We start from the raw sequence: 19,321 nt of genomic DNA, 5'->3' as shown, positions 1-19,321 counted from the left end.
GGCTCAGGGGTAGAGTCACGGCATCGCAACCTTCATGCAAGGCACAGCCATGAAACCGCAAACCCCCAAAGACTGGTGCAACACCGCCATGGTCATCGCTGTCGCGCTTGGGCTGGCCGCCTGCGGCGGGGGTGATGCCCCGGTCTTGCGCGGCACGGCAGCCACCGGTGCGCCGCTGGTGGATGCGCAAGTGTCCCTGGTCTGCGCCAGCGGCCCGGTCTTGACGACCCGCACCAACACGGCGGGCGACTGGCAGCTCACCCTCAGCGCCCAACGCGCACCCTGTGCCGCCCAGGTCAACGCCGACCCTCTGGTCAACGGCCTGCGTTATCACGCGTTAAGCGCCAGCACTGACGGCGGCGTGCTCAACATCACACCGCTGACCGATCTGGTGGTAACCCGCCTGATTGGCGCAGAACCCACGGCCTGGTTTGCCACGCTCTCCCCCCAGGCGCTGCGCCTGTACCCGGACAGCCAGCGCATCAAAGCCGCACAAACCCAGGTGCTCGATGCACTGGGCCTGCAAAGCATTGATGCGATCAACTTCATGGGCAGCGCCTTCAAGGCCAAACCAGGGCATCTGGCAGATGACTTGCTGACGGCGCTGCAAGCGGCTTCGCAACAAACGCAGACCACGCATGCCAGCTTGCGCACGGTCTTTGCGAGTGCCAATGGCCAAGTGAGTGCAGACTTCAAGAGTGCTTTGACCAACGCGTTTTTTGCGCCCGCGGGCGGTGGGTCTGAACTGATGACGGCATGCAACATCTGCAGATTTAATTGCCAATTTGATATAGATAAGTGGGCTTGCCTCGCCACATGCGAATTGTTGGCCTGCGCAGGACAAGAATAAGAAATGCAAGGCCCCCAAAGCAAGCAGCGCCCCGCCCGGGGTTGGTGGCCATCGTCACGCCAAGACCTGAAACCGCACCTCAATACGCCGTGCCGTCTTTGTGCGCCAGATACATCGGGGTTGGCGGGGCGAAAGTTTTAATCACCCCCCCGCTGGCATACGCCTTTTGAACTCGAACGGGAAGACAAAATTCAGGGAAAAAGTCAGTGCTTGCTCGATGGGTGCGGGGGTTTGTTAGTCGTGGTTTTTGGACTGGGGATGACTCTTGAGGGCCAAGAGCTGCCGTTCGCGATCGACAGCTCCCGGGTATGCCCCAACCAACCGGATAGCGGTTGCCCCCCGCGAGAGCCTGGATGTCGCCCAAATAAGCGGCTTTACTCGACCTTGATCCGGACTAGCCGTCAAGCGCCATCAAGCGCGGCGACAATATCGCCAACCTTTGGAGGAAGCTCAGGCGACTTCGGGCTCAGGCCAAGGGAGCGGTAGTCCCCTCAGGTAGCATCGAATAGTTAAATTTGCTATTGCAGGCTGAGATCCACCGATTTTTTTCAACGCATGCTCGTTGTTCCTGCGATGCAAGCCAACACTGGAGAAGAACAATGATTCGGCAACTGAAGATTCGCGGCTTCAAATCCATCACAGAACTGGATATTGAGCTGGGTGTGGTGAACTGCTTCATTGGCGCGAACGGCGTGGGCAAGAGCAACGTGCTAGAGGCGTTGGGGGTGCTCGGTGCCGCCGCCAATGGCGCCGTGGACGACGAGGCGCTGCAGCGTCGTGGCGTACGCCCCGGCTTGCCGCGACTATTCAAATCGTCTTTCCAGGACTTTCGCAGTTTGCCGCACATCGGTCTGGAAGCCGTGGCCGAGAGTGGCGCCACCTACAAGGTAAGCCTATTGAACCCGCTGGAGTCCCCAGATCCAGCCTGGTCGTTCAAGACCGAGACGCTGACAGATGGTCCCGAAACCATTCTGACCGAAGGGGTACGCAGCATAGGTAATCTCAACCCCAAGGTCGGCCTCGCAGCGCTCAAGCTAGTGGAGTTGCCCACTGAGAGCCCGGCGACTTTGATGTTGCAACAGCTGCAGCAGTACGCGATTTACTGTCCTAATACGCCCACTTTGCGCGGCATGCTGCCTGACCCGCAGACACGCGAACCACTGGGTTTGTCGGGGGGGCGACTGGCCGAGGCGGTAGCCGACTTGAAACGCTTCGCCGAGGAGTCTCAAGGCGATTTGCTGGATGACCTACTTGGCCTGGTCGATTGGGCGGCAGACGTTGGCACCTCGCGCAGCGTGCAGGCGCTGCTCTCGCCATCGGTGGCGCGCAGCCAAGAGGTCTTGAAGTTCACCGATCGTTTTATGGCCACTAGCCGCAACGAGCTGACGGCATTTGATGCCAGTGAAGGTGTGCTGTACGTGCTGTTTACCGCCGCGCTGTGCCTGTCGCCGCGCAGCCCTGCGTTGGTCGCCATCGACAATTTGGACCAGGCTTTGAATCCTCGGCTGGTCACCGCCTTGACCGCTCGACTAGTAGGCTGGCTGACTCAGGTGCGTTCGGGCGCCACCATGGGCTCGGCCACGCGCAGTCGGCAGCTGATGTTTACGGCCCACAATCCTGCGGTGCTGGACGGACTGGATCTGGACAATGACGAGGTTCGCCTGTTCGCCGTTGACCGAGACAGCCACGGCCACACCGTGGTTCGAAGGCTGGATCCGACGCCAGAGTTGAAGGCTCTGAATCGTGAATACCCGCTTTCGCGCTTGTGGATGATGGGGCACCTGGGGGCGGTGCCAAATGTCTAGTCCACTGCGAATTGCTCTGGTCGGCGAAGGCCCGACAGAGCGTGAAGTTATTGAGGCGGCACTGAAGAGCATTCTTACTCCCCGCAGCTTCGTGTTGACGCAACTACAGCCTGAGGCTACCAAGCCCGATATGGGCACCGGCTGGGGCGGGGTCTTGAAGTGGTGTCAGCAACAGGCCGCACGATGCCCGCCGAATGGTGGTCTGATCGAGGACGACCCCATCCTCTCGACTTTTGATGGCGTCGTTATCCAACTGGATGCGGACGTGGCTACTTTCTCATACGCAAACCTGCGTCCGCCCTACACGAACGCCGATGCTGCTGCCAAAAGCTGGCAAACTTTGCCATGCCCTACCCATTGCCCTCCTGCGACTCTGCCGCCAGACGACCTGTACGCTGTTTTGCTGTCGTGGCTGCAGCCTGCAGTACCCGGCCCCAAGACGGTGGTGTGCATCCCCGCAATGAACACGGGCACCTGGCAGGCTGCGGCCAAGTTGCCTGCCGGTCACGCCTCGCTCGTGAGTCTTGAGTGCAATTTAAACATCGAAGCGCAGATGCAGGTGTTGCCGCTCAATCTGCGCGTCAACAAGAAGGACCGTAAGAGCCGCCTGGCCGCTGCGAGCGCAGTCGCCACAGGATGGAGCGACGTGACCGCCCTGTGTACCCGCGCACTTGCATTCGAGCAAGCCATCCTAGTCGCATTTCCCTGAATCAGCGTCGAAGAAACTGAACCCGCCGCGAAGGGCCAGCTGTTGCCGGAGATCAACACTGGCGACGAGAGTTGATGGGCCGAGATTTAGTTGCCGACTAAATCGCCAAACTGAACGCGCTGTTTACCAACCAAAGTGCAACGGGCTCTTCCGCCTTCCATGTCAAACGTCGCGCGACTGCTTCCCGCGTCGAAATGGGACTGACGCCATGTCAGCTATGGGTCGATACCTGTCACTAAAACCTAGAAATTAGTTCACCATCTTGACCCCACTCCTGCCTCACCACCCGTTGGCGTCACCCAAACAAAGCCACCAAACACTCCTCTATTGATAGCTACCAGCGCTTTATCCAGCTTGACTAGAGATCCATATCACTCAAAATTTAATGGAACCCGATCCGATGGTTGGTGGCCATTCGCCACGCCAAGGCCCGAACCCTCGCCTCCTCAATACCCCGTACCGTCTTTGTGCGTGAACAGATATTTGCCGTCCGGGCCCAAGCTGGCTTTCAGGTCATCGTCCGGGTAGCTGGCGGTGTCACCCGCGCTGCGGTCGCCAACTTCGAGGTAGACCACATCGGCATTGGAGCGGTTGATAAGCTGATGGCCGTCGCCCGTGCCGGCCTTGAAACCGGCGCACATGCCGGGCGACAGCGCGGTCTCGCCTGCGTCGGTGACCAGCACCGCGTGCCCTTCCAGTAGGTAAATGAATTCGTCTTGCACGGTGTGGGCGTGCCGCAGGGCGGACATGGCCCCGGGGGCTAGGCGCGTCAGGTTCACCCCGAAGTTGCTCAGCCCAAAAAGATCACCCAGCGTGCGTTTTTCCCGGCCCGCCATACGTGAGGCAAAGGGTTCCGGGTAAGTGGAAGGGGTCGCGCGGCGCGGCGCCTCCAGAGCGGCAATCGCAACAGGAAATTCAGTATGGGGCATGGAGGCTCCTTATGCAGTGGTCAAAGTTGCAAGCTTAACGAAGTTGGTATTGGATGGCAAAGGTGTATCTTTTGTGTCCAGGTTACCGTCTAAGAAGGTGGATGACCAAAGCCGTCCATCAACCGAAACCCTATTGGAGAACACCATGAATGATTTAAGCCCCCGAGACCTTGAACTGGTGGCCATTGGCGCCGCCATGGGCAGCAACTGCCCGCCTTGTATGGAGTACCACATTCCACAGGCACGGCAAGTGGGCCTGAGCGATGCGGCCATCCACGCCGCCATCCTGCATGCCGACAAAATCCGCCAGGTTCCGGCGCGCAAGACGCTGCAGACGGCGCTGGCCATGCTGCCCGGCTTTGCACCTGAGGCCACCGGGGCCGCATCGGCCTCTGGATGCGGCTGTGCACAAACATCCGGCCCAAGCGTAGCCAATGCGTGTTGCTGACCATCGGGCTGAAGATGCGCAGGCACTTTGAGGTGTGGCGCATCGCTGACCCGGACGCGCTTCCTGCGGCCTGCCTGAGCGCGTTCAACCGAGGAATCCAGAATGAACGATGAAGCTGAGCCGCCCACGTTTCGGGCGATTGCCGACGATCTGACGCAGGCGCTGCGGCATTACCTTGAGCGCTATGTGGGTGACCCTGCCGTGGCGCAAGAGCTGTCGCAGGAAACCCTGATGCGCATCAATCAGGGCTTGCCAGACTTTGCGGGCCGCTCGTCGCTCAAGACCTGGGCATTTGCCATTGCCAACCGGGTGGCAGCCGATTACCTGCGTCACCCGGATCGACGTTGGCACATCGTCGAGCTGGATGAGGCTGCCGAAGTGGTTGACCCGGATACCGCGGTAGACGACAAAATGGTGCTGGGCGAGATGAATGCCTGCATTCGCGGCGTGATCGACAGCCTGCCCGACAACTACCGCGCCGCGCTGGTGCTGCATGATCTGGAGGGCCTGTCCACTGAGCAGACCGCCGAGATTTGCGCCTGCACCCTGGCCACCGCCAAGATCAGGATTCACCGCGCCCGCCAGCGCCTGAAAGAAGCTTTAAGCACCCACTGCGCGTTCTACCGCGACCCGGAGAATGTGCTGCGCTGTGACCGCAAGGCCTGAATACCGGTTGGCTTCTTAGGACATGGGTTGACGGACGATGGTTTTCCACTTCTTCGGGTCGGCCCGGCGGATGTCGCTGAGGTAAATCTCGTGGTGTTTGCCGGTGCGCCCGCCCCGCGCATCCATGTAGGCGTGCAGGCGCTCAATCGTTGGCCCTTCTTCTGAAAACGGGCCGATGTGCAGTACCTGAGCACAATGCCCTTCTGCAAACTCCTCCAGCCGCAACCGGTCGATGCCGGGCAGGTTTTTCTTCTTTTGGGCTTCCAGCATGGCTGCATGGATGAGGTCATCGGGCACAAATGACGGTTGCATCACCATCATGGTCCACTTCCATTGAGCCTTGTCACCGCTGACAAAAGCCGACATGTCATCAGCCCACCACAGCCCTTCCAGCGGCATGACGGCGTAGTCGATGGACTGTGCCCCTTTCTTGAGCATGAATTTGGCGGTGTAGGACACCGCAAACAGAGCCTCGATGGCCTGCGCATAGCTTGGTGCCGTGTTCGGATCACCTTCACCGTCAATCATCAGAAATTTGAACGCCGGTACGTCCACTTCCACCACCTGTTTGGCACTGGGTTGGTAGAGCGATTTGAGGTCTTTCTTGAGGTCGATTTTGTCCATATTGGCTCCTGATCAAAACGAAACCCTGACTCAGTCTTCTCGGATATACCCTCGCTCCAGCGCCTGCGCTGGGTCAGCAAAGATAGCCATGGCCGTGTTCATGCGTCTGAAACCCAGTTTGCGGTAAAACACCTCTTTGCCAGGTACCGCATACAGGATGATTTTTTTGTGGTGGCGCGACAACGCCACCAGCCGGGACACCAAGGCCTTGCCCAGCCCCGTACCCTGAAAACTCGGGTGCACGGCCACATCGCAGAGGTAGGCGCAATCGACCCCGTCGGCCAGCACCCGGCCTGCGCCAACCAGTTGGCCCGCGTCGTAAACAAAACACTTGAACAGGCTGGCGCTGAACACGGTTTGTAATTCAGCGGCCTTTTTGTTGCCCAGTGGGGCGAGTCGGTACAGCTCGGTCAGTTCGTCCCAGTCCACACCATCCTGGGTGTCTCGCCATTCCAGGGTCATACGCTGGCCCTCCCCGGCTTCACTTGGCATTCCATTCGTAGACCGTGACGATGGACGAGCCGCTGGTGTGCACCGGGTCACTGAAGGCCAGGGCTTTGGCTTCGTCCAGGCTGGCGGCCTTGATCAGGTAAGCGCCGCCCGACTTGTCGGTGAACGGCCCAGCCAATTCAAGCTGATTCTGCTGGCGCAAACGCTCCAGAAACGCGTAGTGCGCGTCGATCACCGACGGCTGAAACTGCGGCGTGCGAACGGTCATGACCAAATAACGAAACATCACAAGTCCTTTATAAGCAGGGGGATTCATTGACGGCTGGAATGGCGCAGCACATCACAAGCTGCACATGGTATTCAAGATTCCAACGGGCACCCATCAAGGGCGAGTGAAATAGACCAGCACACAAATCCATTTGCTCTATAAAAAATAGCTACTGACGCAGTCTACATAAGCGCTAGAGGCAAAAACAATGAAATAAATCAACCCCTCAGGCCTTGGGTTGGCCAGGGGGCTTGGATTCGCAATGCCGACCCTTGTGGGGTCAGACTGCGCAACAGTGGCGGGTGGCCGTGTTGCTTGGGCTGTGGGTAACAGATGACTTCAGTGTAGGTCTGCAGGCCGGGCAGAGAATTGCGTTTTTGCCCTTCAAAAGAAATACTTTGGCATACTCTGCTTTTATTTCAATAAAAAATGGCATAAACATGAAACTTGATCGCTATGACCAGCAAATCCTCGACATTCTGCAAGCCGATGCCCGCATCAACAACCAGGACCTGGCCGACCGCATTGGCCTGTCGCCTTCGCCCTGCCTGCGCCGGGTGCGGGCGCTGGAGGAGTCGGGTCTGATCACCGGTTACCGCGCCATGCTGGATGCCAAAAAGCTGGGCCTGTCACTGATGGCGCTGGTGCACATTGCCATGGATCGGCACACACCCGAGCGTTTTGCCAACTTCGAGACCACGGTGGGCCTGCTGCCCGAGGTGCTGGAGTGCCTGCTGATCACCGGGCAGGATGCCGACTACCAGCTCAAGGTAGTGGTGCGCGACATGGACCACTACCAAGCGCTGCTGCTCAACAAGCTCACCCGCATCGAAGGGGTCACCGGCGTGCACTCCAGCTTTGTGCTGCGTCAAGTGGTGACGAAGACGGCGCTGCCGGTGGAGATAGGTGTGGCGTGATCAAAAACTCTCCCACTCATCGTTCTTCACCTTGGCAACGGTCGGCTGGTGCGGTACCAGCTTCATGGGTTTTTTGGGCAACGATGGCGTGGCGACTTTTTTCGCCGGTGGCGGGGGTCTATACGCCGCCGTGCTCTGCACCGTGTGGGCCGTGCCGACATTAAATACCGAGACCACCTCGGCCAGGCGTTGTGCCTGATCACGTAACGCAGCTGCGGCCGCAGCCGACTCCTCGACCAGAGCCGCATTTTGCTGCGTCATCTGATCCAGATTGGCAACAGCCTGGTTCACCTGGCTGATACCGTCGCGCTGCTCGGAAGTTGAACTGGTGATCTCGCCAATCAGGTCGGACACATGGCGCACACTGCTCACGATCTCGGTCATGGCATCACCAGCCTGGGTGACCTGTGCCGCCCCGGCATCCACCGCATCGACCGAGGCGCCAATCAGTGTCTTGATTTCCTTGGCGGCCTCTGCACTGCGCCCGGCCAGTGACCGCACCTCTGAGGCCACCACGGCAAAACCGCGCCCCTGTTCGCCTGCGCGTGCAGCTTCCACCGCAGCGTTCAGTGCCAGGATATTGGTCTGGAAGGCAATTCCATCGATTACGCCAATGATGTCGGCGATTTTCTTCGACGAGCTGTTGATTTCCTGCATGCTGTTCACCACCTGACTCATCACCTCTCCACCACGTGTGGCGGCACTGGCGGCGTTTGATGCAAGCTGGTTGGCTTGGCGCGCCGTATCGGCCGACTGTGCCAATGTGTTTGTCAGCTCCTCCATACTGGAGGCCGTTTCTTGCAAGTTTGCGGCCGTTTGCTCGGTACGCGCCGACAGGTCCTGGTTTCCATTGGCAATTTCAGTGGAGGCGATGGACACCGAGTCGACACCTGAGCGAACTTGCGAAACAAGTCCATGCAAACGTGCCGTCATGCCGATCAACGCCTGGAGTAACTGGCCAAATTCATCCTTGCGATCATTCTCCAGCCGTTGTGTCAGGTCACCGTCGCTGATCGCCTGGGCAGCCTTGACCGCACGCGCCAGCGGCTGTGTGATGGATTGCACCAATGCCATGGCCAGCCAAATGCCGATGGCTACCACCAAAACCACAATCCCCACCCCGAGCAAAAAGGTATTGCTGCGGGCAGCAATCGCCTCAAGCTTGGCCTTGTCACGCTGATCTTCCTGCAGCTTGACAAAACTCTTGAGCGCGTCGATATAAACCACGGCGGTGGGCAGAAATTCCTTGAACGCAAAATTGCGGCGAACCTCGGCATCATTGGCGGCCTTGATCTCTGGCAATTTTTTAAGCGTGTTCAGCAATGTGCTGCGGGCATCGCCAATTTTGGCCAGTGCCATCTTTTCCGGCTCTGAGACAGCCGACTCACGTACCTTGGCTTGCACCTCGCTGATCGTCAGCGTACCGGCCTTCTGGCGATCTCCGAAAAAACTCTCGATGGCAGGATCGCTGCTGGCGATGACCACCAGTACCCGCTCGGTATTGGTCTCTGTCAGGCCTTGCCACAGAATGGCGTTGGCAATGTTGTTTTCGTAATGCTCAACATCCACAAGCATTTTCCCCATCACCTTGTCTGATTGGTACATGGTGAAAGCCGTCGCAGTCAACAAGACCACCATCAATCCCAAAATCGTCCCCCACAATTTGTGCGTGACGTGGATATCGTTCAGTTTCATTAATGTGTCTCCTTGTGCGTGAATTGCGAGGTTTGAAGCCGCCAGATAGGCCAAGGACCCACCAAGAAGAGCATCAGGAAGAAGTTGCCAGGCATCCCAGACCGAGAAGTCCAACGCGGCCCCCAACCGGGCACCAGTCTCTTGATTTTGCGTTCTTACAGATGACTCTTGAGCCCTAGACCAGAGGCTGTATCTCCCCGTTTTTCGGGTGTGCAAACAGTATGCCGTGGTAATCATAGCTGCAGGACATCACCGTTTTCCAGAGTCGATCCAAGGGTTTCCCCCTAGAGGTCTTAAGTCTGATGGATGGCAACTACACGATGTTTGCCAAACAAAGCCACTTCTTTGCGCTGAGCTCCCGGCACCACACCAAGAGGGTTCACAAAGTGCAGCAGAAACAAGTGCTTAATGCTCCCGCGCATGGTTGCGCGTGTGTTTGGGGAACTCCACCGTGATGTCGGTGTCTTTCAGCTTCACGCAGCAGGCCAGCCGCGACTGGGCTTCCAGGCCCCAGGCGTTGTCGAGCTGGTCGTCTTCATTGTCGTCGGGCTCGGCCAGCGACGCGCCGCCTTCGCGCACGTAGACATGGCAGGTGGAACAGGCCGCCACCATCTCGCAGGCGTGCTCGATCTCCACCCCGGCTTTGAGCAAGCTCTGGCACAAAGATGCGCCGGGTTTGACTTCGATCTCGCGCCCTTCGGGGCACAGATCGGGGTGGGGTAGTAGGCGGACTTTGGGCATGTGACAGCAGTATGGGTTGTAGTGGATCAGTCCTGGCTCAGGCCAGGCTGTCCATGGTTTGTCCGGCCAGCGCTTTGCTGATGGAGGCATTCATGCGTCGGGCGGCGAACTCGTCGGTCACCGCGCCCAGAGCGGCGGTGGCGGTGCGTAACTCGGGCAAGGTGGCTTCGGTTTCCAGCATGTCACCAACCTTGAACATGGCCTTGCGGATGGCGCTGATTTCCTCAGTGGACAGCAGCGCAGCATCGGTGCTGAGCGCGGTTTGCGTGGCATCCAGCATACGCCGGGCATCGACCTGTGCCTCACGCAAGGAGCGCAGCAGCATGTCGTCTTTGGACGCGCCGATGGCATCCTGCAACATGGCTGAAATTTGGGTGTCGGCCAGGCCGTAGGTGGGCTTGACCTCGATGTGGGCCTCAATGCCGCTGACTTGTTCCCGTGCGGTGACCGACAGCAGCCCGTCGGCATCAATCTGAAAACTCACCCGAATGTGCACCGAGCCCGCCACCGCCGGTGGAATGCCGCGCAGCTCAAACCGCGCCAGTGATCGGCAATGCGCCACGCTCTCACGTTCGCCCTGCACCACGTGCAGCGACATGGCGGTTTGGCCATCTTTGAAGGTGGTGAACTCTTGTGCACGGGCCACCGGCAGGGTGGAGTTGCGTGGGATGATTTTTTCTACCAGGCCGCCCATGGTCTCGATGCCGAGCGACAGCGGGCACACGTCCAGCAGCAGCCAGTCGTCACCACCACTGCCGTTGCCGGCCAGCACATTGGCTTGCAGCGCGGCACCAATGGCCACCACCTGGTCGGGGTCAATGTCGACCAAGGGCTCCTGGTCAAAAAACTGGCGCACCGCGTCGCGGGCAATCGGCATGCGGGTCGAGCCCCCCACCAGCACCACACCGGTGATGTCGTCAATGGAAAGCAGGGAGTCACGCAGCGCCCGCTTGGTGGCGTGCATGGTGCGGGCAATCAAGCCCGCCCCGAGTTCAGTAAACTGGGTGCGTGACAGGATGGCTTGCTGGGCAGCTCCGTCCCCTCCTGCCAGTGACAGCGCCGTGGTTTCGTGCGTCGACAGTGCTTCTTTGGCCGCACGTGAAGCGGCCAGCAGGCTGCGCTGAGCGCCGGGAGGCAAGGCCGACAAGCCGTGGATGCCATGCTGGGTGCAAAACCATTCAGCAATGGCGTGGTCAAAGTCGTCGCCACCCAGGGCCGAATCACCACCGGTGGCCAGCACCTCAAACACGCCTTTGGACAGGCGCAGGATGGAGATGTCAAACGTGCCACCGCCCAGGTCGTAAATGGCAAACGTGCCTTCGGCCGCCTTGTCCAGCCCGTAGGCAATGGCCGCGGCCGTGGGCTCGTTGAGCAGGCGCAACACCGTCAAGCCAGCCAGCCGCGCCGCGTCCTTGGTGGCCTGGCGCTGGGCATCGTCAAAGTAGGCGGGCACGGTGATCACCACGCCAGCCAAGGGGCCGCCGAGGGAATATTCAGCACGTTCACGCAGTGCGGTCAAAATTTCTGCCGACACCTGCACCGGGGAGCGTTCGCCACACACGGTATGGATACCGACCATGCCGGGCGCGTCGGTAAAACGGTAAGGCAAACCTGCCGCTTCTTTCACGTCGGCCAAGCTGCGGCCCATGAAACGTTTGACGGAGACGATGGTGTTTTCCGGGTCATCGGCTTGACTCTCTTGTGCCTCACGCCCCACCACAATGCCGTTGCCAGGCAGGTAACGCACCACAGAAGGCAGCAACATCGCCCCGTCTTCGTCTGGCAGTGCTCGCGCTACGGCACTTTGCACCGTGGCAATCAGCGAGTTGGTGGTGCCCAGATCGATACCCGCCGCCAGCCGATGCTGGTGTGGCGCGGCACTTTGACCGGGTTCAGCAATTTGCAGCAGTGCCATATGCGCCTTAGACGGCGAAACTCTCGCCGCAGCCGCAATTGGCCTTAGCGTTGGGGTTGTTGAACTTGAAGCCTTCATTCAGGCCTTCACGCACAAAGTCCAGCTCGGTGCCTGCCAGCATGCCCAGGCTGCGCGGGTCCACAATGACCTTCACGCCGTGGGTTTCAAAACATTCATCGTCAGGATTGGTGGCATCAACAAACTCAAGCGCATAGGCAAAGCCGTTGCAACCACTGGTTTTGACCGCCAGGCGCAGGCCAATGCCGCTGCCGCGTTTGGTCAGGGATTTCGTCACGTGCCGTGCAGCGGCGGGGGTCAATGAGACAGACATGGCATCACCTCTGTGTTAAACCGAGAACGAGCTGCCGCAGCCACAAGTGGTCTGGGCATTCGGGTTGTGAATGACAAAACGCGAACCTTCCAGCCCGTCTTCAAAATCCACCCGCGCCCCCAGCACGTATTGCAGGCTCATGGCATCCACCACCAGCGCCACACCGGCGGTGATGGTCTGGGTGTCGTCTTCGGCAATCTGGTCGTCAAAAGCAAAACCGTAAGAGAAGCCGGAGCAGCCGCCACCCGTCACGTACAGGCGCAACTTCAGGTCGGGGTTGCCCTCTTCCACAATCAGCTCGGCCACCTTGGCGGCTGCGGCGGGCGTGAATTCGAGCGGGCTGGGCATCAGGCCGGGTTGGCTGGCGCGGTCAGTGGTCAGAGCTGCTTGCATGTGAACTCCTTGGTTGGATATGAAATGGGGGATGGACTTAGCGCGTACTGGAGGCGCAAGCCGGTTGCTCGGACACCAGCGTGGCCGCGCCCACCGGGTGGCGTGAGCGAAAGTCGGCCACAGCGGCCTTGATGGCATCTTCGGCCAGGATCGAGCAGTGAATCTTCACCGGCGGCAGGGCCAGTTCTTCGGCAATGTCGGCGTTTTTGATGGCCAGTGCCTCGTCCAGCGTGCGCCCGCGCACCCATTCGGTGACCAGTGAGCTGGACGCAATGGCCGAGCCACAACCATAGGTCTTGAACTTGGCGTCTTCAATGACACCCTGGGCGTTGACGCGGATTTGCAGCCGCATCACATCACCGCAAGCCGGTGCACCCACCATGCCGGTGCCAATGCTGTCATCACCTGCCTCAAAGGTGCCTACATTGCGTGGGTTTTCGTAGTGGTCGACGACCTTGTCGCTGTATGCCATGCGTATTCTCCGTTGGTCAAAAGGGTGGAAAGGGCTTCAGTGTTCAGACCACTGGATCGAATTGAGGTCAATACCGGCCTGCACCATGTCCCACAATGGACTCATGGAACGCAGTTTGGTGACCACCTGGGTGACCTGCTCAATGGTGAAATCAATGTCTTGCTCGGTGGTGAAGCGGCCAATCGAAAACCGTACCGAGCTGTGCGCCAACTCGTCACTGCGACCCAAGGCACGCAGCACATAGCTGGGCTCCAGCGAGGCTGACGTACAGGCCGACCCCGACGACACGGCCACCCCCTTGATGCCCATCAGCAGTGACTCCCCTTCAACATAGTTGAAGCTCACGTTCAGATACTGCACAGCACGCTGCTCAAGGTCACCATTAAGCACCACCGCATCCATCTTCTCAAAGCCCGCCCAGAGCCGGTTCCGCAGGGTTTTAATGCGGGCGTTGTCCGCCGTCATGTGCTCACGCGCCAGCCAGAAGGCTTCGCCCATGCCGACAATCTGGTGGGTCGGCAGGGTGCCCGAGCGCATACCACGCTCGTGGCCACCACCGTGCATTTGCGCCTCAATACGCACGCGCGGTTTGCGCCGCACATACAAGGCGCCAATCCCCTTGGGACCATAAATCTTGTGGGCCGAGAGTGACATCAGGTCGATAGGCAACACATCCAGATCAATCGCCACCTTGCCCGCGGCCTGCGCCGCATCCACATGGAACAGCACACCCTTGGCGCGGCAAATGGTGCCCAAGGCGGCCACGTCCTGAATGACACCGGTCTCGTTGTTGACCATCATGACCGAGGCCAACACCGTATCGGGGCGCAGGGCTGCTTCAAACACCGCGTGATCGAGCAAACCGCTGGGCAACACCGGCAGCACGGTCACCTCAAAACCCTCACGCTCCAGCTCGCGCATGCTGTCCAGCACCGCCTTGTGTTCGGTGGCCACGGTGACCAAATGTTTGCCTTTGCCTTTGTGAAAGTGGGCAACACCTTTGATAGCCAGGTTGTTGGATTCAGTGGCACCGGAGGTCCAGGCGATTTCACGCGGATCAGCGTTGATCAGTGCACACACTTGCTCACGGGCCAGCTCAACGGCTTCATCAGCAGCCCAGCCAAAAGCATGGGAACGGCTGGCGGGATTGCCATAAATTTCCGTCAGATAAGGGATCATCTTGCTGGCCACACGGCGATCTACTGGCGTAGTGGCCGCATAGTCAAGGTAGACCGGCTGAACCGTGCGAAAGTTAACCTTGTCGCGGCTGATATCTGGCATGGCAGGCTCCTGAAAAAAGGTAGACACCCACTGTCCAGCAATTTCAATGCCATGCCTTTTTCGGGTCATTCACCCCCCGTCAATGCGCTGATTGTTATTTTTGTCAGTGACCGAAGTCACTGTTTGCAGCAGGCTTGTCTTGTTTGTCGGAAAATTCTGCGTGGCCATGGATATCCTCCAAAACCACCGGCATGTCAGCGGCATATTTCTTGCATGTATTACATCTGTGACCGTTGCGTCGGCAACGTGCCCCGTTAACCGGAGATCCACATGGCAAACACTCAGACAACTGAATCCCGGCGTGAACTCAACGCAATTTATGAGGTCAGCAAAACGCTAGCCTCCTCATTGGATGTGAGTAAAACCTTTCGTGAAGCATTGAACTATTTGCTGCACGCTTTTGACTGGCGGCGCGCTTTTGTGGTGCTGTCCGAACCCGATGGGTATTTACGTGGCCTGTGCGCCGTGGGTTTGACGCGTGAGGAACAGCAGCGTTTGCAGTTTCAGTCTGGCGAAGGCATTGTGGGTCGCGTCTACGCCAATGGCATCCAGGTCATCATTCCCGACGTGCGTGCAGAGCCGCTGTTTCTGAACCGTACCGGTGGTGCAGACCAAAGCCCTGGGGTGGCCGTGACCATGCTGGTCACCCCCATCCACTCAGACCGCCGCACGGTGGGTGTACTGGCCATTGATTGCCTCAACCCGGATCAACTCCGGGGCTTTTCCAATGACTTGCTACTGCTCAAGATGGTCGCCACCCTGATGGGTCAGGCGCTGCGCCTGCACCGCAGCGTCAGCGCCGCGCATGACAGCATGCAGGACGAAGTGCGGCGCATGGGCAAGGTACTCAAACCCAGCCAGCAGATTGACCAGGTGGTGGGTGTCTCCAAACCCATGCAACAGGTATTCAATCAGGTACACCAGGTGGCCCCGGCCCGCACCACGGTATTGCTGCGTGGCGAAAGTGGCACCGGCAAAGAGGTGATCGCCCGCGCCATCCACAACCTGTCACCACGCAAGCGCGAAGCCTTTGTGCGCGTCAACTGTGCGGCGCTGACCGAATCGCTGCTGGAAAGTGAACTGTTTGGCCACGAAAAAGGCTCATTCACCGGGGCCCAGGGCCAACGCAAAGGACGTTTTGAAATGTCCCACGGCGGCACACTTTTTCTGGATGAAATTGGCGACATCTCGGCCTCCTTCCAGGCCAAGCTGCTGCGGGTGCTGCAAGAGCGTGAGTTTGAGCGTGTGGGCGGCTCCAGCGTGGTCAAGGTTGATGTGCGACTGATCCTGGCCACCAACCGCAATCTGGAACGTATGGTGCAAGCTGGCGAATTCCGCGCTGACCTGTACTACCGCATCAACGTGGTCAGCATCCAGTTGCCCCCGCTGCGCGAACGGCGTGAGGATATTCCGGCCATGGCGCAGCTTTTCCTGGAACGCTTCAACCAAGAAAACGGACGAAACACCCGCTTCAGCCCTGGCGCCATGCGTGTGCTGACCAGTTGTTACTGGCCAGGCAATGTGCGCGAGCTGGAAAACTGCGTGGAGCGCACCGCCACCATGGCGCACGAGGATGTCATCACCGACCTGGCCTTCCCCTGCAAAGAAAACCGCTGCCTGACCCAGGTGCTGCACCACATCGAGCGCGAAGATGCGGTTCGCCCGACCCGCTTGTCCGAGATCCCCATCGAAGAAGTGGCCATGCCACCCGCACCCGCTGTGCCTGCACCGCAGCCTGTCGCGCTGGATGACGAACCCGCAGACAGCGCAACACACGCAGACACAGGCGGCAGTGCGCAACCCGCCGATGGCAAGCCCGAAGGTGAACGCGAACGCCTGATCTGGGCCATGGAACGCTGCGGCTGGGTGCAAGCCAAAGCCGCCCGCCTGCTCAAAATTTCACCGCGCCAGATGGGGTATGCACTGCAGAAGAACGGGATTGAGGTTCGGAAGTTTTGACCCCCGCGCAGCCTTTTCCCCAAGAAGGCTGCGTCGTCCTGCTTCTGCTTGATCCAATGCTTTTGGGTTGACGTAAAGATCAACATAACAGACAATCTATGAGCCTCTAAATTGCATTTGGCGTTTTTATAGATCACATGTTATCTCTTATAAGCCCAGCAAACATGGCCACCGAAGTGGCCAAACGCGCCAAGGCCATGCGGCTGGCCCACAACTTGTCGCAAAAAAGCCTGGCGGACCGGTCAGGCGTGTCCCAGGCCTCCTTGAAGCGTTTTGAACGCACGGGAGAAATTGCCTTCATCGCCCTGCTGAAAATCTCCGCCGTCCTGGGTTGCATGGACGACTTCAGCGCGTTATTCACACCCCGCGAAGCCGTGTCGATCGACGCAATCACCCAAAAGCGACGCATCAGGGGGCGCGGATGAGCACCAGAGCCCGACACACCGCGCTTCTCGATGTCCTCATGGATGGGCGGGCCGTAGGCCGCCTCGCCCAGGATCCCAATGAGCGCGGCGCCATCTGGTTCCAATACGACGCGCAGTGGCTCAAATCCGGCTATGCCCTGTCCCCGTTCCAACCTTTTGCCCTCAAAACACAGGCCTTCAAGCCGCTGAGCAAGGTTTTTGATGGTCTGCACGGAGTCTTCAACGACGCACTGCCCGACGGCTGGGGCCTTTTGCTCATGGATCGGGCGCTGAAACGCGCCCTGGATTGGGATCGGCATCAAATCGAACCGCTGGATCGGCTCGCCTACATCGGCAGCCGCGCCATGGGTGCACTGGAATTCCGCCCGGCCATGGCACAGGGGCCAGCCGATCCAGCCGTGTCCTTGGACAGCCTGGCCGAAAGCGCCTTACAGATGCAAGAAGGATCGGCTGACGATGTCTTGCAGGCGCTCTACCTCCACGGCGGGTCACCTGGCGGCGCACGCCCCAAGGTCACCCTGGCCATTGAACGGGACGGGGATCAATGTATCTCCGGCTTCGACACCTTGCCAGACAACTTTGACCACTGGATCGTCAAGTTCCGCGCCCGTGATGCCGATCCGCCCTCCATGGGCCGGATCGAACTGGCCTATGCCCGCATGGCGCAGGCGGCCAAGGTCGACATGCCGCCTACGCGCCTGATCTCAGCCAAAGTTCGCGGAAAGCGCGAGGACTTTTTCGCCGTTCGACGCTTCGACCGGGCGGGCAACACCAAAAAACACGTGATCTCGCTGGGCGGCATGCTCGAAGCGTCGCACCGGCTGCCGATCATGGACTATGGCGATGTGCTCAAGGCCACGCTGATGGCCACCCAAGACATGCGCGAAGTTCACAAAGCCTTCCGCCTGATGGTCTTCAATGTGCTTGCCCACAACAAGGACGACCACGTGAAGAACTTCGCCTTCTTGCGCCACGGAAAAGGCTGGGCCATGACCCCGGCATTTGATTTGACGTTCAGCGTCGGCATGGGCGGACAGCACACCACATCCGTCAGCGGCGAGGGCCTGCCACGGCTGGCCTCCATCGCCAAGATCGCGCGCGACATGCAGATCAAGGATTGGCGCGAAACCGTTGCCGAGGTTTTTGCCGCCGTGCAGGCGTGGGAGGTATTTGCCACCGAACAAAAGGTACCCCAACCGATTTGGCGCGCCTATCGCCAAGCCATGCAGCAAAGTCCATGTTTCGCCGAGCTGACCAAGACACCGTGATGACTGTTTTAAACGCGGCGCGCCAGCCCCCCGGCTCCATGGCAGACAGCGCACCAACAAACGCCCACTATGATGGGACACCCCCACCGGGAAGGGCGTGGACTGCGGACAGGAATCCGCCACGCGCCCAGCAAGACCGCTCAACACCCGCACTGCCACACCATGATCGTTCCAGATTACTGGGCGCAAGCCCGTCGGCAGCACCGCGCATCCGGCCGACAAGTCACCGTCCGGCGCTACGGCTGGTCGCTGCTCAGCGCGGCTGACGCACAAGCCCATGCCGAGACCCGCGCCGAAGACGCGCTGCGGCGCATCCTGGCCGGCGAGAAACTCCACAGAAGCGAGCCCAAGATGGCCTACAACGGGGCCGATGGGGTGCCGATCCGGGAAGAGGTGCTGGCCCGCCATGGTGAACAAGTCATCACCCGCAACGCGTATGGTGCGCATTGTCTGAACTCACCCAACACGCTGTTTGCCGACATCGACTTCCAGCACGACTGCCCGGCCCGCGCCAGCCTGCTGGCTTTTGCCGTACTGGCGCTGGCGGCAGCGGCGGCCGGCCTGTGGTGTCAACGCTGGGGCGTGTTCTTCGGGCTGCTGTTGCCCGCCCTCTTGCTGGCATCGCCCCTGGCCCATGGGCTGATGCGCCTGGTGGTGGCGGCACGCGGTGGGGCCGAGCACCTGGCGCGCCAACGGCTGCTTGGTTTCATGGCTAACCACCCGGCGTGGGGCGTTCGGCTCTACCGCACACCGGCGGGCTATCGCCTGCTGGTCACCCACCAGCCCTTCGACGCCGGCGCCGCCGAGGTGCAGCGCTTTTTTGCCGCCGTGGCGGCCGACCCGATCTACACCCGCATGTGCCTGAACCAGCGCTGCTTCCGCGCCCGGCTGACGGCCAAGCCGTGGCGCATCGGCATCGCCGCGCACATGCGCCCGCGCCCGGGTGTCTGGCCCGTGCACCCCCAGCGCATGGCCACCCGCCAGGCGTGGATCACCCACTATGAAAACCGGGCCGCGGCTTTTGCGGCCTGCCGCTACCTGGAAACGCTCGGCAGCGCAGTCGTGCACGCGGCGGTTCAACCCGTGCTTGAACTGCATGACCGCGCATCGCGCGCGCACCAGACCGACCTGGCCCTGGCCTGATGGGGCAGACAAGCGGCCCGGGCCTTCAGCGC

The 19,321-nt window shown here is 60.0% G+C and carries 21 protein-coding genes; 10 read left to right on the top strand and 11 right to left on the bottom strand.

All coding sequences use genetic code 11. From position 1 onward, the window contains the following. Positions 1-49 precede the first annotated feature (49 nt). The 3 genes from LDN84_RS04040 to LDN84_RS04030 all read left to right on the top strand — a co-directional run bounded on the left by LDN84_RS04040 (position 50) and on the right by LDN84_RS04030 (position 3,364). Positions 50-850 (top strand): hypothetical protein, encoded by an 801-nt coding sequence (locus LDN84_RS04040; RefSeq protein WP_223908700.1) that lies wholly within the window; start codon positions 50-52, stop codon positions 848-850. A 599-nt stretch (positions 851-1,449) separates the two neighbouring features. After that, complete coding sequence (locus LDN84_RS04035) at positions 1,450-2,655, top strand: AAA family ATPase (RefSeq protein WP_223908698.1); 1,206 nt, start codon at positions 1,450-1,452, stop codon at positions 2,653-2,655. Continuing rightward, positions 2,648-3,364 (top strand): hypothetical protein, encoded by a 717-nt coding sequence (locus tag LDN84_RS04030; protein ID WP_223908692.1) that lies wholly within the window; start codon positions 2,648-2,650, stop codon positions 3,362-3,364. The genes LDN84_RS04035 and LDN84_RS04030 overlap by 8 nt, the downstream gene beginning before the upstream one ends. A gap of 446 nt (positions 3,365-3,810) precedes the next feature. Here LDN84_RS04030 and LDN84_RS04025 read toward each other — a convergent pair whose 3' ends face one another. Beyond that, on the bottom strand, positions 3,811-4,293 hold the full coding sequence (locus LDN84_RS04025) for a cupin domain-containing protein (protein WP_223908687.1): 483 nt from the start codon (positions 4,291-4,293) through the stop codon (positions 3,811-3,813). 145 nt (positions 4,294-4,438) lie between these two features. Here LDN84_RS04025 and LDN84_RS04020 point away from each other — a divergent pair, with 145 nt between their 5' ends. Together LDN84_RS04020 and LDN84_RS04015 are read left to right on the top strand one after the other, a co-directional pair. Further along, a complete protein-coding gene (locus LDN84_RS04020; RefSeq protein WP_223908685.1) occupies positions 4,439-4,741 on the top strand; it encodes a carboxymuconolactone decarboxylase family protein in 303 nt (100 codons plus the stop codon). A 102-nt stretch (positions 4,742-4,843) separates the two neighbouring features. Next, positions 4,844-5,407 (top strand): RNA polymerase sigma factor, encoded by a 564-nt coding sequence (locus tag LDN84_RS04015; RefSeq protein WP_223908675.1) that lies wholly within the window; start codon positions 4,844-4,846, stop codon positions 5,405-5,407. Positions 5,408-5,422: 15 nt separating this feature from the next. Here LDN84_RS04015 and LDN84_RS04010 read toward each other — a convergent pair whose 3' ends face one another. The 3 genes from LDN84_RS04010 to LDN84_RS04000 are packed head-to-tail and all read right to left on the bottom strand — an operon-like array spanning position 5,423 to position 6,767. Then, positions 5,423-6,031, bottom strand: coding sequence for a GyrI-like domain-containing protein (locus LDN84_RS04010; protein WP_223908671.1), 609 nt, complete (start codon positions 6,029-6,031; stop codon positions 5,423-5,425). 30 nt (positions 6,032-6,061) lie between these two features. Next, entirely contained in the window at positions 6,062-6,493 is a 432-nt protein-coding gene (locus LDN84_RS04005; RefSeq protein WP_223908662.1) for a GNAT family N-acetyltransferase, read from the bottom strand. A 19-nt stretch (positions 6,494-6,512) separates the two neighbouring features. After that, complete coding sequence (locus tag LDN84_RS04000) at positions 6,513-6,767, bottom strand: YciI family protein (protein WP_223908660.1); 255 nt, start codon at positions 6,765-6,767, stop codon at positions 6,513-6,515. Positions 6,768-7,189: 422 nt separating this feature from the next. Between LDN84_RS04000 and LDN84_RS03995 the strand changes: the two genes are divergently transcribed. After that, positions 7,190-7,666, top strand: a complete 477-nt coding sequence (locus tag LDN84_RS03995; RefSeq protein WP_223908658.1) for an Lrp/AsnC family transcriptional regulator — start codon at positions 7,190-7,192, stop codon at positions 7,664-7,666. Here the strand turns inward: LDN84_RS03995 and LDN84_RS03990 are convergent, their stop codons facing one another. From LDN84_RS03990 to LDN84_RS03960, 7 genes are all read right to left on the bottom strand, one after another. Beyond that, positions 7,667-9,361, bottom strand: coding sequence for a methyl-accepting chemotaxis protein (locus LDN84_RS03990; RefSeq protein ID WP_223908654.1), 1,695 nt, complete (start codon positions 9,359-9,361; stop codon positions 7,667-7,669). Positions 9,362-9,766: 405 nt separating this feature from the next. Continuing rightward, positions 9,767-10,102, bottom strand: coding sequence for an ISC system 2Fe-2S type ferredoxin (fdx, locus tag LDN84_RS03985; RefSeq protein ID WP_223908650.1), 336 nt, complete (start codon positions 10,100-10,102; stop codon positions 9,767-9,769). 37 nt (positions 10,103-10,139) lie between these two features. Further along, on the bottom strand, positions 10,140-12,017 hold the full coding sequence (gene hscA / locus LDN84_RS03980; RefSeq protein WP_223908643.1) for a Fe-S protein assembly chaperone HscA: 1,878 nt from the start codon (positions 12,015-12,017) through the stop codon (positions 10,140-10,142). A 7-nt stretch (positions 12,018-12,024) separates the two neighbouring features. Continuing rightward, the gene (iscA, locus tag LDN84_RS03975; RefSeq protein WP_223908640.1) at positions 12,025-12,348 is read right to left on the bottom strand and encodes an iron-sulfur cluster assembly protein IscA; all 324 of its coding nucleotides are present in this window, start codon (positions 12,346-12,348) and stop codon (positions 12,025-12,027) included. A 15-nt stretch (positions 12,349-12,363) separates the two neighbouring features. Next, entirely contained in the window at positions 12,364-12,741 is a 378-nt protein-coding gene (gene erpA / locus LDN84_RS03970; RefSeq protein ID WP_223908625.1) for an iron-sulfur cluster insertion protein ErpA, read from the bottom strand. A gap of 37 nt (positions 12,742-12,778) precedes the next feature. Beyond that, entirely contained in the window at positions 12,779-13,213 is a 435-nt protein-coding gene (gene iscU, locus LDN84_RS03965) for a Fe-S cluster assembly scaffold IscU (RefSeq protein WP_223908623.1), read from the bottom strand. 36 nt (positions 13,214-13,249) lie between these two features. Next, positions 13,250-14,494, bottom strand: a complete 1,245-nt coding sequence (locus tag LDN84_RS03960) for an IscS subfamily cysteine desulfurase (RefSeq protein ID WP_223908621.1) — start codon at positions 14,492-14,494, stop codon at positions 13,250-13,252. A gap of 270 nt (positions 14,495-14,764) precedes the next feature. Between LDN84_RS03960 and nifA the strand changes: the two genes are divergently transcribed. The 4 genes from nifA to LDN84_RS03940 all read left to right on the top strand — a co-directional run bounded on the left by nifA (position 14,765) and on the right by LDN84_RS03940 (position 19,289). After that, positions 14,765-16,453 carry a nif-specific transcriptional activator NifA gene (gene nifA / locus LDN84_RS03955; protein ID WP_223908618.1) on the top strand — a complete coding sequence of 563 codons (1,689 nt, stop codon included), beginning with the start codon at positions 14,765-14,767 and terminating at the stop codon, positions 16,451-16,453. Positions 16,454-16,617: 164 nt separating this feature from the next. Then, on the top strand, positions 16,618-16,878 hold the full coding sequence (locus tag LDN84_RS03950; protein WP_223908615.1) for a helix-turn-helix transcriptional regulator: 261 nt from the start codon (positions 16,618-16,620) through the stop codon (positions 16,876-16,878). Further along, entirely contained in the window at positions 16,875-18,146 is a 1,272-nt protein-coding gene (locus tag LDN84_RS03945) for a type II toxin-antitoxin system HipA family toxin (protein WP_223908613.1), read from the top strand. Before LDN84_RS03950 ends, LDN84_RS03945 begins: the two co-directional genes overlap by 4 nt. 162 nt (positions 18,147-18,308) lie before the next feature. Continuing rightward, a complete protein-coding gene (locus LDN84_RS03940; protein WP_223908611.1) occupies positions 18,309-19,289 on the top strand; it encodes a hypothetical protein in 981 nt (326 codons plus the stop codon). Positions 19,290-19,321: the final 32 nt, after the last annotated feature.

Source organism: Rhodoferax lithotrophicus, assembly GCF_019973615.1.
Lineage (GTDB): Bacteria > Pseudomonadota > Gammaproteobacteria > Burkholderiales > Burkholderiaceae_C > Rhodoferax > Rhodoferax lithotrophicus.
Note: the sequence above shows the minus strand (reverse complement) of the source record. Positions and strands in the feature narration are given on the sequence as shown.

Coding starts and splice junctions, on each gene's coding strand:
- LDN84_RS04000 (WP_223908660.1), bottom strand. CDS start 6,767: ATGTTTCGTTATTTGGTCATGACCGTTCGCACGCCGCAGTTTCAGCCG.
- LDN84_RS03945 (WP_223908613.1), top strand. CDS start 16,875: ATGAGCACCAGAGCCCGACACACCGCGCTTCTCGATGTCCTCATGGAT.
- LDN84_RS03960 (WP_223908621.1), bottom strand. CDS start 14,494: ATGCCAGATATCAGCCGCGACAAGGTTAACTTTCGCACGGTTCAGCCG.
- iscU (WP_223908623.1), bottom strand. CDS start 13,213: ATGGCATACAGCGACAAGGTCGTCGACCACTACGAAAACCCACGCAAT.
- fdx (WP_223908650.1), bottom strand. CDS start 10,102: ATGCCCAAAGTCCGCCTACTACCCCACCCCGATCTGTGCCCCGAAGGG.
- LDN84_RS03990 (WP_223908654.1), bottom strand. CDS start 9,361: ATGAAACTGAACGATATCCACGTCACGCACAAATTGTGGGGGACGATT.
- iscA (WP_223908640.1), bottom strand. CDS start 12,348: ATGTCTGTCTCATTGACCCCCGCCGCTGCACGGCACGTGACGAAATCC.
- LDN84_RS03950 (WP_223908615.1), top strand. CDS start 16,618: ATGGCCACCGAAGTGGCCAAACGCGCCAAGGCCATGCGGCTGGCCCAC.
- LDN84_RS04030 (WP_223908692.1), top strand. CDS start 2,648: ATGTCTAGTCCACTGCGAATTGCTCTGGTCGGCGAAGGCCCGACAGAG.
- erpA (WP_223908625.1), bottom strand. CDS start 12,741: ATGCAAGCAGCTCTGACCACTGACCGCGCCAGCCAACCCGGCCTGATG.
- hscA (WP_223908643.1), bottom strand. CDS start 12,017: ATGGCACTGCTGCAAATTGCTGAACCCGGTCAAAGTGCCGCGCCACAC.
- LDN84_RS04005 (WP_223908662.1), bottom strand. CDS start 6,493: ATGACCCTGGAATGGCGAGACACCCAGGATGGTGTGGACTGGGACGAA.
- LDN84_RS04040 (WP_223908700.1), top strand. CDS start 50: ATGAAACCGCAAACCCCCAAAGACTGGTGCAACACCGCCATGGTCATC.
- LDN84_RS03995 (WP_223908658.1), top strand. CDS start 7,190: ATGAAACTTGATCGCTATGACCAGCAAATCCTCGACATTCTGCAAGCC.
- LDN84_RS04020 (WP_223908685.1), top strand. CDS start 4,439: ATGAATGATTTAAGCCCCCGAGACCTTGAACTGGTGGCCATTGGCGCC.
- LDN84_RS04010 (WP_223908671.1), bottom strand. CDS start 6,031: ATGGACAAAATCGACCTCAAGAAAGACCTCAAATCGCTCTACCAACCC.
- LDN84_RS04015 (WP_223908675.1), top strand. CDS start 4,844: ATGAACGATGAAGCTGAGCCGCCCACGTTTCGGGCGATTGCCGACGAT.
- nifA (WP_223908618.1), top strand. CDS start 14,765: ATGGCAAACACTCAGACAACTGAATCCCGGCGTGAACTCAACGCAATT.
- LDN84_RS03940 (WP_223908611.1), top strand. CDS start 18,309: ATGATCGTTCCAGATTACTGGGCGCAAGCCCGTCGGCAGCACCGCGCA.
- LDN84_RS04035 (WP_223908698.1), top strand. CDS start 1,450: ATGATTCGGCAACTGAAGATTCGCGGCTTCAAATCCATCACAGAACTG.
- LDN84_RS04025 (WP_223908687.1), bottom strand. CDS start 4,293: ATGCCCCATACTGAATTTCCTGTTGCGATTGCCGCTCTGGAGGCGCCG.